The following is a 12,642-nucleotide window of genomic DNA, read 5'->3' as shown; positions in this document are numbered from 1 at the left end:
AAACGTTGATCATGGATTGTTTAACATTCGATCACAATTGGTAACAGGAATTGAAAAGGGGACATTGAAGAAAAATAACATGGCAATTCAAAAAACTTCCTAGATTTTTTTAAAACAGGAGGCATTGGTTGTGAAAGTTTTTCGTTTTCCAGAAAATCCACTGATTGCTCCGGACGATGTAAAACCTTTTCACCGTGGACATGAAGTAATAGGAGTTTTTAATGCTGGTGTTGCCCAGTTGAACGGCGAAGTGCTTTTATTGCTGCGCGTTGCTGAGCGTCCTGTCTGTACTGATCCAAATGTCGTGAAAATTTCTTATATCGATTTTTCTTCAGGAAAAGGAAAGCTGAAAGAGATGGAATTGCAAAAAAATGACACAAGATATGATTTTTCTGACCCAAGAATGATTTTTTACAGTGATTCCATGCATAGAGCTGCCTATGTCACATCTTTATCTTATTTTCGGCTTGCCCGCAGCAAAGACGGACGGAATTTCACCATTGATGATAAACCTTTCATGTATCCGGAAACTGAACGTGAAGCATGGGGAATTGAAGACCCAAGAATTACTAAGATTGGTGCATCTTTTTACATTCAGTACAGCGCAGTGTCGCCTGAAGGCATTGGAGTGGGGCTTGCCTCAACAACTGATTTTAAAACATGCAGGCGGCTAGGGTTAATTTTTCATCCTGAAAACAAAGATGTGGCCATTTTTCCTGAAAAAATTAATGGCAAGTACTATGCGCTGCATCGACCTGTACCGAAAGGAATCGGCAGACCGGAAATATGGATTGCTGAATCGGACAATCTTTTATATTGGGGAAATCATCGGCATTTGCTTAGTCTTAGCGAAAAAGGATGGGACAGCTGCCGCATTGGCGGGGGAGCAGTTCCGTTTAAAACCGATAGAGGCTGGTTGGCTATTTATCATGGCGCTGATCAAAACGACTGCTATTCTTTAGGTGCTCTGCTTCTAGACTTGAATGATCCTGGGAGAATGTTAGCTAAGACGGAGGAACCCATTTTAAAGCCTGAAGCGGATTATGAAATGAACGGATTCTTCGGTCAAGTTGTATTTACATGCGGAGCTTTGACGGAAAATGGTACAGTTCGGATTTATTATGGTGCATCGGATCAATCGGTTGCAGGTGCGGAAATTTCTCTTGAAGAAATAATGGAAAAACTTTGCAAACGTTTTATTTGAAATAGGGCAGGGCATATAAATAATTTGCTGATCTTTGTAAATGATATAATTGACGAAATACTTTTGTTATGTAAAATAATTAAAAGAATTCTTTTGAAAAGGTAAATAATATGATGAATCCATTTGTAAAATATTTTTCCCCCGTTACACATCATTGTCAAGCATCATTGGAATTGAATATGATAAAACATCAGAAAGTCTTTGCTAGAAACAGAAATGCAAAAGTGTGGAGGGAGCTTTTGTGCGGTTGGAGAAAACGGGCATTAAGTCAAGCGCTAAGCTGCTAAAAGAATTTGAAAATGCTCCTCAGCCGATCAATCCACAAAAGTTAATTTTCAAAGGTGTAGGAAATAGGGACGTATATAATATCTCGGCGCCGTTTTTAGATGATGGGGAACTTGTCATAGCAGGTAGAGTAGAGCCTCGAAACAGCGAGCATTCAGAAGTATATTTCTTTGTAAATCGGGATGGAAAGTGGATTCCGAAAGAAGGAGCGCCGAAATTTCAGCTGCAGGATCCGTTCGTGACGAGAATTGGAGGAGATTTAGTTTTTGGTGGAGTTGAAATTTTTCCGCATCCCACTTTTAAAAGCTCACTTTGGTGGAGAACGCTTTTTTATAAAGGGAAAAATATTGCAGATTTAGAAAAATTCGCTAAAGGTCCTGAAGGCATGAAGGATATCAGAGTGATTGAATTAAAAGACGGATCAATTGGAGTGTTGACAAGGCCTCAAGGCGAGAAAGGCGGTCTCGGCAAAATTGGGTTTATCCGAATACCGACTCTTGATGATCTTAATCCCGAAAATCTCGAAAAAGCCACGCTTTTAGAGGGCCAATTTACGGATGAAGAATGGGGAGGAGCAAACGAACTGCATTTGCTTTCTAACGGTCTGATTGGTGTGCTCGGACATATAGCAAGCAAAGATGAACAAGGGAACCGCCATTATTATCCGATGGTGTTTGTATTAGATCCTGATACAATGAAATTTTCTGATATGGAACTCATTGCAACGAGATCCCATTTTTTGAAAGGCGCTGCCAAGCGGCCTGACCTTGTCAATGTAGTTTTCAGCGGCGGTTTAATCAGAAAAGGGGATGGAACAGCTGATCTATATGTAGGCACCAGCGATGCAGAAGCGCAAAAAATTACCATTGCTGATCCGTTTGTGAAGTATGAAAAATAAGGAAGATTGCAAAATAAAAGGTTCATTATCAAAAGGCGGGGGTGACAAATTTCCTTCCCGTTTCTAGGCGGATACGAAAGAAAAGATGTGCGTTGTTTCGGTATCCATCCCCCCTTTTTGATGAGTTTTATTTTATTTTTTCCAAAAGCAAATGGGACAAAGAATGCATGGAGGTGCTGCTTGGGTTGGAAAAACAGCAGGCACTTCATCAGAAGGCATAGAAACCATAAAAAAGATGGTAATGGCAGAATAGATTTGATAAATTAGTTTGTCTAGTCAACAATTACGATACTAGAGTTTTCGCTTTTTTATACGTATTAATGGAAAAATTATTCATTTTTCTATTAACAACCCCAAGTATGGTGAGAAATAAAGCCCAGATTATCCACATGGAATGGAATAATCTGGGCTTTGTAATTTTCTTAAGCCTTTATTTGTATTTTATCATTCAGCTCTCTATTCGCTCCATCTTTTACAGACCAAATAGCTATGAAGCTGATCAATGCAGCGAAAATAATATAAATGGCAACAGGAATGTAGGAATTGTTAAATTCCACTAATAAAGCGGTTGCAATTAACGGTGCGGTCCCTCCGGCAACTGCAGCCCCAAGCTGATAGCCTAGAGATATTCCCGTATATCGAACTTTGGCCGAAAAAATTTCTGAAATCATTGTGCCGAGAACTGCATTCACAGATCCCCAAATAACACCTAGGCCGATCACCGTTGCTAAAATTAATAAAAACACCGAATTTTGTTGAAGCATCCAAAAATATGGGAACGCATATAAAATAGTGAGTATAATTCCGCTAATATAAATCGTTTTTCGTCCGATTCGATCTGATAAGCTTCCGACGAGCGGAATGACGATTGTAGCTACGATAGAGCCGATCAGTACAGCATTTAATGCATCTGTATTATCAAAATTCAAAGTTGAAGTGGCATACGATACAATAAACGTACCGAATATATAAAACGGTGCAGTTTCCACGACTTTTGCACCCATCGCAATTAAAACCTCTTTCCAATGGTAGCGAAGAGTGTCTACCAATGGAATTTTAGCAACCTCTCCTTCTTGTTGAGCTTTTTTAAAGGCAGGCGTCTCATCAATTCCTTTTCTAATCCACAGCCCGAAAATTACAAGCAATGCACTTAACAGAAATGGAACACGCCAGCCCCATGACATAAATTGATCATGCGGCAAAAGTGACATAATTGAAAGGGCAAGGGTGCCTAAAATCAATCCTAAAGAAATTCCCATTTGAGGTACACTTCCAAAAAAACCTCTATTATTTTTTGAAGCATATTCAACAGCTAGTAAAACAGAGCCTCCCCATTCTCCGCCAAGAGCTAAACCTTGTATGAAACGCAACAGAGTCAAAAAGATAGGAGCCCAAATTCCGATCACTTGATACGTAGGCATTACCCCCATGCCAAATGTGGCAATTCCCATTAAGCTAAGGGTTAAAACCAATGTTTTCTTTCTTCCTAACCTGTCGCCAATATGGCTGAAAATAATTCCGCCAACAGGTCTGAGGAAAAACGCTAAAGCAAAAGAAGTATAGGCAATTAATAATCCGACTGTAGGGTCTTCATTAACAAAAAACAATTGGTTAAAAACTAATGATGCAACTGTTCCATAAAGAAAGTAGTCAAACCATTCAATCGCACTTCCTACTAAACTGGCAATCAATATTTTCCATTTACCCTTGACCATGGCTTTCTCCCCCTCTTTAAATTTTTCGTTATAAAATCGAATTGTTTAAACGCTTTCATTTTCACGAAGCTTTCAGTTCATTTAGAGCTTTGTCCGCCTCCTTTCATTTTATTAAATTTTCTGACAACAGATAAACGGGTCATCTGATGACCGGAAAATAGAAATATCTTTTTTTATATTAACATAAATGACATTTTTGTAAAAAGTATCTTTTTAAAAAAATTCCATTTCACGAATTATTTAACTAAATACGTAAATAAAGCAGATCATCCAACGTTCGATCTGCAAATAAAAACTAGCATCCATGACTGCTGAATGCTTTAAGAAAACGATTTGATTATTTCAGCACAATCATCAGCAGCGAATGAAATATAACAGAAAAAGCAGCTCATTGCAAAAAGAGTGCGAGCCTCCTCAGCCTGGAGCTAAAGGCTGAACTTAGAACGGCTTGAATGAATCATTATTTATCCAGGTTTCAGCAAGCAGCAGTTTAAGGACTCACATTTTATGTTTTCAAAGAAAAAAAGCGCCTCCGTGGAGAACGCTTTTTTCTTTGAAAAGATTTTTTGGAAAGGAGTGTTTCCGATGGTCAATGTTTGAAATTAGCAATTCACTTTCGCATCACTTCTTGATTTATTAAATTGGGCGGACATAATCCTTTCAGCCCCTTTATTAAATTTTCCGCCGCCAGTTTTGCCATTGCATACCGCGTTTCATAAGTTGCTGAGCCGATATGCGGTAATGTGACGACATTATTCATTTTTAACAGAGGGTGATCTTTCGGGACAGGTTCTTGTTCAAATACATCAAGCCCGGCACCTAAAATGAGTTTGTTTTGGAGCGCGTAAATAAGGTCTTTTTCGTTGACGGTCTGGCCCCTTGAACCGTTGATGAAAATGGCGCTTCGTTTCATCAATTGAAATTGTTTTAGCCTGATTAAATGCTTTGTTTCTGATGTTAACGGCGTCATGAGGCAGACAAAGTCTGATTGTTTTAGTAAGTCCTCAAGCTCGCAATAGGTGGCATGAAATTGTTCCTCTGCAAATTGATTACGGGATCGGTTATGATATAAAATGTTCATGCCAAAACCGAAATGTGCTCGTTTGGCAATGGCGGTGCCGATTTTCCCCATGCCAATAATCCCAAGTGTTTTATGATGAACGTCAACACCAAATAAATTTTCTCCAATTGGGGCTTCCCATTTGCCTTCTTTTACGTAACGATCTAACTCCGCCATTCTTCTAGCTGTTATAAGGAGCAGCCCAAAAATTGCATCAGCCGTTGTTTCATTTAAAACATCAGGTGTATTGGTTGCCATAATGTTTCGTTTCGTTAATTCCTGAATGTCTAAATTGTCATATCCAACGGAAACATTGCTGACAATTCGCAATTTTGGAGCTTGCTTTAAAAAATGCTGATCGATTCGCATTCCTGCGCCAATCATCCCTTCAGCGTCATGTAAGTCATGCAAGAATATAGAATGGTCTTCACTGTCGGCGTAATATTTGATCTCACATACTTGTTTCAAACTGTTTAAAATATCTTCAGGCAATTTTTTATATACTATCACCTTTGGTTTCATGTATTTATCCTCCAAACATATATTTTACATCAAGGCGGAATCTATTATGGAAGAAATTGTGCTGCACGTATTCTAAAGGTGTCTTTCATGTGAGAAAAATGGAAGTAAGCGATTGACCGATCTAAAGTTGAGCATGGAGATTTTCCCAATTGTTATCTAGGAAAACAAAGAAGGTTATCAAGGCTGCTTGTCCACAAAACCTCTGTTGATTTTGCAATTTACCTCTTAACGGCGCGTTAACAATACAGGCTGCGAGCTTTCCCGCTTTTGGATCAGTTTCATAACATCTAATACAAGTTTGTCGGAGCACAGTTATAAATGGGCGCAGCGATTCAAACGTTTTGGACAAGTTTGTCTGTTTGCTGAAAGGATGATTTTCTCACTAGGCGATATGTCCTAGTGCCCCTGTCAGCTGAAAACAACTTAAAACCTAAAAGCGCTTTTCTCCGTAATCAGGACTTCTGGACATTTAGCACTATTTCATGCCCTTCAATTTTTCCTCCGTGTGTTGATTGAGAAGCAGCAATTTGTCATTCATAGATTGAAAGATACTATTCTTCAAAAATCGGTTCTTTCTACTAAATTATGTTAGTTCATTCGGAGGATGTATTTATGACCCACCCATATTATAATCAATCTGGATATTGATGGGATAGGAGGAATATTCATAATGAAAAAGAACTTCATAATAGGTGCAATAGCTGTTGTCTTAATACTTTTTGGTTTTGCTAGTTTTGGAGCAGCTCCGAAAAAAGCAGCAGGTCTTTCTCTTTTTCAATACAAAAGCGGCTATTTTACCAATTATGTCGAAACGCCAAGCTATCAAGAAAAGTGGACGAGCAGCACAAAAAAAGTCTCCATCTCATACGGACGCATTGAAGCTTCAAGTGCAGCAAAAGGAACATTTAAGCTGTATATACAAATTAAACAAAATAATAAAGGAAGCTGGAAAACGATCAAAACGATCAATGCTAACAAAAACGGCACAACCCGTTTCGATTCACCGAAATTTTCACCAAAAGATCGTTACAGATTCAAGCTCGTTAACGAAGGAACCAAAAAGAAAGTTACGTATAAATTGACATGGGCAACAACAGGATCTAAGAAGTGATGAGGAAATATATTTCTTCATCACTTTTTAGTTGATGAAAACTATCCACCGCCCAATATTTTGCGAACACAACCGTAGAATATTGAGAAAAGAAGCCAGCCTTTTAATCTAGTTAAGTCGAGGTCTTCTCTCGATTTCAATTTTAAGTCCTTGTGCCACTATAATAGACATGAATTCCAAACAAAGATTCTCTTCGGTGTGCATTTATTTATTTATTTATTTGGCTGCGGTCTGCCAAGCTGATCATCAATCGGATATTCAGTTTTTAGTATCTTAATAAAATTCGCTGCACTTTTAGACAGGTACCGATTTTTTTCGAAAATTATCGATGCTTCAGCTGTAATGGATGAATCCTCAATTTCCAGCATTTGAATGTTTGGAATTTGAAAATTGGAAACGGCAGATTTTGGGACAATCGTTGCACCTACACCTTCTGCAACTAATGATAAAAGAATCGTTACATCAGGACACTCGCATAAAATTTTTGGTTCAAATCCATGCCGCGCGCATTCATTCACAACCATTTCATACTGGCCTTTCCCGCTGATTCGGTGTAATAGAAGCAAAGGCATTTCTTTTATATCTTTCATTTGAATAGAATGATGTTTATAATTCCAATGCTGCGGGATGACGGCCACATATGGATCGCTTGGCAGTTTTATTGTTTGATATTCATCGGTATCAATGGGCAATCGTATAATCCCTACCTCTATTTCTCTGCTTTTTAAAAATTCACTGATTAAGAATGTATCTCCTTCTCTTAAATGGAATTTGACATTGGGGAATTTCTCAAGAAGCTTCCGCATTGTTTTGGGTAAATAGGAAAAGCATGATTTCACACATCCTATTGATAATGTGCCTTTCGTTCCATCGTTTATTTCTTGGACTTCCAAAATCATATCATTCAATTGATGAAGGAGCTGTTTCGTTTTTTTGTAGAAAATTTTCCCGGATTCCGTTAATTCAAGTTTTTTTCCGTTCCGTTCTAATAAAATGACTCCAAGCGTTTCCTCCAATTGCTTCAACTGATGACTTAAAGGCGGCTGCGCCATATGCAGCTTTTTCGCCGCGCGTGTAATTTGTCCTTCCTCGACAATCGCTGCAAAATATTTCAGCTGTTTAATGTCAATCAATCTGATCACCTCATGTGAAGGTGCATATTTTTTTTATATACAAAACCAATTTTTTTCATATTTTTCATATATGATATCATATGTTATATTATTTTTGAAGATTCAAAAAAGTAAATCGAATTGTGGATGAAAAAATCTATTTAAGGGGGAATGAAGATGCCTGCAAAAACTGGAAAAGAGTATATTGAGCGTTTGAAGAAAGCGAAAAGCAGCGTTTACATTCATGGGGAGAAAGTAGATGACGTCACGGAGCATCCTGCATTGAAAAATGTGATTCAATCAATGGCAAAGCTTTACGATCTTCAATATGAAAAAGCTGATAAGATGCTGTATACTTCACCAACAACAGGAGAAAAAGTCGGTATAACATTTATGCAGCCTACCACAAAAGAAGAACTGATTGCAAGACGCGAAGCAATACAGGAATGGGCTCGAACTTCCGCCGGAATGATGGGGCGGTCTCCGGATTATTTAAATGCTGAAGTGATGGCAATGGGAATAGCGAATGATCTGTTCGCAGAAGATGATCCAATGTATGCGGAGAACGCAAGAAAATATTATGAATATGCGAGAGAAAACGATATTTCTTTAACACATACCCTTATACATCCGCAGATTAATCGCTCTAAAGCTCAGCATGAGCAAAAGGATGCAAATGTTTCCTTGCATTTAGTCGAGAAAAATAAAGATGGAATTATTGTTGATGGGATTCGTTTGTTGGCTACGCAAGGCGGCATAACGGATGAAATATTAGTTTTTCCTTCAACAGTTAAAAAATCAAGTGAAGGGGATGACCCGTATTCATTAGCTTTTGCAATTCCAAATAATACTCCAGGCGTAAAATTTATTTGCCGCGAAGCCTTTGACTATGGAAAAAGTCATTGGGATCATCCGCTCGGGTCGCGATTTGAAGAAGGAGATGCTATTGTTCCATTTGAAAACGTTTTCGTTCCTTGGGAACGGGTATTTGTCTGTGGCAATTCTTCCATTTGCAACCGAACCTTCCGTGAGACGAATGCCGTTGTCCACATGTCGCATCAAGTAGTTGCCAAAAATGTAGTGAAAACTGAATTTATACTTGGAGTTGTCCTTTTAATTATGGAGGCTATTGGAATTGAACAGTTTCAGCATGTAAAAGATAAAGGAACAGAAATTATGCTGACTCTTGAGACAATGCGCAGTCATTTATATCGTGCAGAGCATAATGCAAAGCTTGATAAATGGGGAACAATGACGCCGGATTTTGCTGCGCTTGATGCTGCTCGAAATTGGTACCCAAGAATTTACCCTCGTTTAGTGGAAATCTTAAGGATTCTTGGCGCTTCTGGATTAATGGCCATTCCGACAGAAGCTGATTTTAATAATGAAGAAATCGGCGATATTGTCAGAAGAGCGATGCAAGGAGCAAATATTGATGGTTATGAGCGCGTTCAGTTGTTCCGTTTAGCTTGGGATATTACAATGAGTGCATTTGGTAGCCGTCAAACTCATTATGAATATTATTTCTTTGGAGATCCGGTCCGCATGGGTATGGTTTATTTTGACGGGTACGAAAAAGATTATTTCAAAGACTTGGTTCGTGAATTTTTAGGAGCTACAAAAGTAACAACTGTTTAACAAATAATAAATGAAGGTGCCACACGTTAATTGTGAAAGTGATCATGACAGCATAGCGAGTTGAACTTGACTTAATATACAATATCATATATGATTTTAGTGAACTATATTTTTCTGAAAATTTTCTATTCTCGGGGGAATTTAATAGGGAGGGACTTTCAAGATGGTAGATTTTAATATTATTCGTTGTGCAAGGGCGGTACTGTTGGTGACAAATTTGGAGGCTTCACGCGATTTTTATGAAAACGCTTTAGGGTTCGTTGTGACAGAGGCTGATGAAAACCATTTATATCTCAGAGGGTATGAGGAACATAATCATCACAGCCTGGTGTTGAAAAAAGCAGAGCAGCCTGGTGTGGAAGCGATCAGTTACAAGGTTTATTCCGATGAGGATTTAAACAAATTATATGACTATTTTCAACAAAAAAATATGAATCCAAAATGGATAGAAAATCAGCATGCAGTTGAAAGGGCTTTCCGTGTGCAGGATATTTCAGGTCTTCCAGTTGAGTTTTTTGCCAGAATGGACACGGTCGAAAGGCTGCTGCAAAGATATGACTTATATAAAGGAGCAAGAATACAGCGAATTGACCACTTTAATTGCATGGTGCCGGATGTACAAAAAGCATATGACTTTTACGTAAAAGAGCTGGGGTTTGCGTGCTCTGAGTATACCGAAACAGAGAATAATGAATTATGGGCTGCATGGCTGCATCGAAAACCTAATGTGCATGATTTGGCGTTTATGAATGGAAACGGCCCTCGTCTTCACCATATCGGCTTTTGGCTGTCGGATCAACTTAGTCTCATTCATGCCTGTGATGTGTTAGCGGCTATGGGATATGCGAAAAATATAGAAAGAGGCCCTGGACGCCATGGTCTTTCAAACGCATTTTTCCTCTATTTGCGTGATCCAGATGGACATCGAATTGAATTATACAATGGAGATTACTTGACAAGCGATCCGGATTTTCTGCCGATTCGCTGGGATATAAATGATCCAAGACGCCAAACATTTTGGGGGCATGAAGCACCGGACTGCTGGTTTAATGAAGCATCACAAGTATTTGATATTCATAGCGGAGAGTTAGTTGAACTAAAAGAGCCAAGTGTGCAAAAGCTAAAACCTGATTTTGTCATTTAATTTTAAGTAAGAAAAGAGAGGTAACGATGAAAAGAAAATTGTTTATTAATGGAAGTTGGGTAGGAGCAGAACATTATGCTCCTCTTTCCTCTCCATATGATAAAAAAGTAATTGCAGAAATTCCAATTGCTTCAGAAGCTGACGTTGAAAAAGCGATCGAAGCCGCACATAACGCCTTTCTGAAAATGGCGAAAATGCCAAAGCATGAACGCGGACATATTTTGGAAAAACTGGTGATGCTTTTAGATAAGAGGAAAGAGGAAGCGGCAGAAATTATTGCAAAAGAGGCGGCGAAGCCAATCAAAACAGCATTAGAGGAAGTGCAAAGAACCATTCAAACATACAAATTTTCGGCTGAAGAGGCAAAAAGAATTCATGGTGAGGCACTATCATTAGATGCGGCGCCCGGCGGGGAAAATCGGACTGCTTATACGGTTCGTGAACCGATCGGTGTAATAGGAGCTATCACTCCGTTTAATTTTCCAATGAATCTAGTTGCGCATAAAGTAGGACCGGCCATTGCCTCCGGAAATACGATTGTCTTAAAGCCGGCCTCCCAAACACCGTTATCTGCTTTCTTTATAGCTGAATTATTGCAGGAAGCAGGACTGCCTGATGGTGCATTAAATGTTGTAACAGGAAGCGGCAGCATCGTTGGCAAAAAAATCGTAGAAGATGAGCGGGTTAAAATGATTACGTTTACAGGAAGCCCGCAAGTCGGAAAAGAGATCAGAAATAAAGCAGGCTTGAAACGTGTCACGCTTGAGTTAGGTTCCAACTCGGCTTTGATCGTAGATGAAGGAATTGATGTTAAAAGCATCATTCCAAGATGTGTTAAAGGGGCTTTTTCTAACCAAGGGCAAGTATGCATCTCGCTGCAAAGAATTTACGTACATGAACATGTATATGATGAGTTTGTCAATGCATTTGTGAAAGAAACGGAAAAGCTGACAACAGGAGATCCGCTGGATTTTCAAACAGATGTTTCAGCGCTGATTTCCGAACATGATGTAATCCGTGTCATCAGCTGGATCGAAGAAGCTAAAAAAACAGGTGCAATAGTTGCAACAGGGGGAAATGCGAAAGGAAATATTGTCGAACCGACGGTTTTACTCAACACAAAACCTGATATGAAAGTTTCCTGTCAAGAAATTTTCGGCCCTGTAGTGTTAATCGAAAAGGTTTCATCGATTGAACAGGCTGTTGAGTATGTAAATGATTCCCGGTATGGACTGCAGGCAGGGATTTATACAAAAAATATCCACCATGCTTTATATGCGGCTGAAGAGCTAAAAGTAGGCGGTGTAATGATTAATGATATCCCGACGTTCCGAGTCGATCATATGCCATACGGTGGAGTGAAAGAGAGCGGAATGGGGAGAGAAGGAATTAAATATGCGATTGAAGAAATGACGGAGCTAAAATTAATCGTGATAAATCGGCAAGTATAAAAAAGCGTAAAAAGAGGTGTGTAACATGGATGATCGCACGTTTCGAAATGCAATGGGGAAGTTTGCGACAGGAGTCACTGTTATTACGACTGCCCTAAATGGGGAAGTACGCGGAATGACGGCAAATGCATTTATGTCTGTCTCTTTAGATCCTAAACTAATTCTCATTTCAATTGGAGAAAAAGCAAAAATGAATGAAATCATTAAGCAGACAGGAAAATTTACAGTAAATATTTTGTCTGAAGAACAACAAGATTTATCGATGCTTTTTGCCGGCCAATTAAAAGAGAAACAAAATGTTACTTTTGATTGGGTCGGTGATCAACCGGTGCTGCCCAATTCGTTAGCAAATATTTTATGTGACGTATACAATACACATGTTGCCGGCGACCACACTTTATACATTGGAAAGGTGACTGACATTTATATGAAGGAAGGTGACCCATTGTTATTTTTTGAAGGAAAATATAGAAATTTGGCTAGTCATGCCAACGCGGGGTGA

Annotated in this window: 10 protein-coding genes; 7 read left to right on the top strand and 3 right to left on the bottom strand. The window is 38.9% G+C overall.

Annotated features, from left to right (window positions below; all coding sequences use genetic code 11):
• Positions 1-130: 130 nt before the first annotated feature.
• Together NSQ94_RS17545 and NSQ94_RS17540 are read left to right on the top strand one after the other, a co-directional pair.
• Entirely contained in the window at positions 131-1,204 is a 1,074-nt protein-coding gene (locus NSQ94_RS17545; protein WP_339229754.1) for a glycoside hydrolase family 130 protein, read from the top strand.
• A gap of 241 nt (positions 1,205-1,445) precedes the next feature.
• Entirely contained in the window at positions 1,446-2,387 is a 942-nt protein-coding gene (locus NSQ94_RS17540) for a DUF1861 family protein (protein WP_063388861.1), read from the top strand.
• A gap of 422 nt (positions 2,388-2,809) precedes the next feature.
• Here the strand turns inward: NSQ94_RS17540 and NSQ94_RS17535 are convergent, their stop codons facing one another.
• Complete coding sequence (locus tag NSQ94_RS17535; RefSeq protein WP_066252165.1) at positions 2,810-4,102, bottom strand: MFS transporter; 1,293 nt, start codon at positions 4,100-4,102, stop codon at positions 2,810-2,812.
• A 610-nt stretch (positions 4,103-4,712) separates the two neighbouring features.
• Complete coding sequence (locus tag NSQ94_RS17530; RefSeq protein ID WP_339193473.1) at positions 4,713-5,684, bottom strand: D-glycerate dehydrogenase; 972 nt, start codon at positions 5,682-5,684, stop codon at positions 4,713-4,715.
• A gap of 670 nt (positions 5,685-6,354) precedes the next feature.
• Between NSQ94_RS17530 and NSQ94_RS17525 the strand changes: the two genes are divergently transcribed.
• On the top strand, positions 6,355-6,795 hold the full coding sequence (locus tag NSQ94_RS17525; protein ID WP_339193471.1) for a hypothetical protein: 441 nt from the start codon (positions 6,355-6,357) through the stop codon (positions 6,793-6,795).
• A gap of 212 nt (positions 6,796-7,007) precedes the next feature.
• Here NSQ94_RS17525 and NSQ94_RS17520 read toward each other — a convergent pair whose 3' ends face one another.
• A complete protein-coding gene (locus tag NSQ94_RS17520; protein ID WP_063388857.1) occupies positions 7,008-7,928 on the bottom strand; it encodes a LysR family transcriptional regulator in 921 nt (306 codons plus the stop codon).
• Between the two features lie 156 nt (positions 7,929-8,084).
• On the opposite strand from NSQ94_RS17520, the gene hpaB reads away from it, so the two are divergent.
• The 4 genes from hpaB to NSQ94_RS17500 all read left to right on the top strand — a co-directional run bounded on the left by hpaB (position 8,085) and on the right by NSQ94_RS17500 (position 12,642).
• Positions 8,085-9,545 (top strand): 4-hydroxyphenylacetate 3-monooxygenase, oxygenase component, encoded by a 1,461-nt coding sequence (gene hpaB, locus NSQ94_RS17515; RefSeq protein ID WP_339229752.1) that lies wholly within the window; start codon positions 8,085-8,087, stop codon positions 9,543-9,545.
• Between the two features lie 163 nt (positions 9,546-9,708).
• The gene (hpaD, locus tag NSQ94_RS17510; RefSeq protein WP_063388855.1) at positions 9,709-10,689 is read left to right on the top strand and encodes a 3,4-dihydroxyphenylacetate 2,3-dioxygenase; all 981 of its coding nucleotides are present in this window, start codon (positions 9,709-9,711) and stop codon (positions 10,687-10,689) included.
• A gap of 26 nt (positions 10,690-10,715) precedes the next feature.
• The gene (locus NSQ94_RS17505) at positions 10,716-12,140 is read left to right on the top strand and encodes an aldehyde dehydrogenase family protein (RefSeq protein ID WP_144597408.1); all 1,425 of its coding nucleotides are present in this window, start codon (positions 10,716-10,718) and stop codon (positions 12,138-12,140) included.
• 25 nt (positions 12,141-12,165) lie between these two features.
• Positions 12,166-12,642, top strand: coding sequence for a flavin reductase family protein (locus NSQ94_RS17500; protein WP_144597410.1), 477 nt, complete (start codon positions 12,166-12,168; stop codon positions 12,640-12,642).

This window comes from Aeribacillus sp. FSL K6-2833, from assembly GCF_037965815.1.
GTDB lineage: Bacteria > Bacillota > Bacilli > Bacillales > Aeribacillaceae > Aeribacillus > Aeribacillus composti.
The sequence above is the reverse complement of the archived record's forward strand: the minus strand, read 5'-3'. Positions and strand labels throughout refer to the sequence as shown.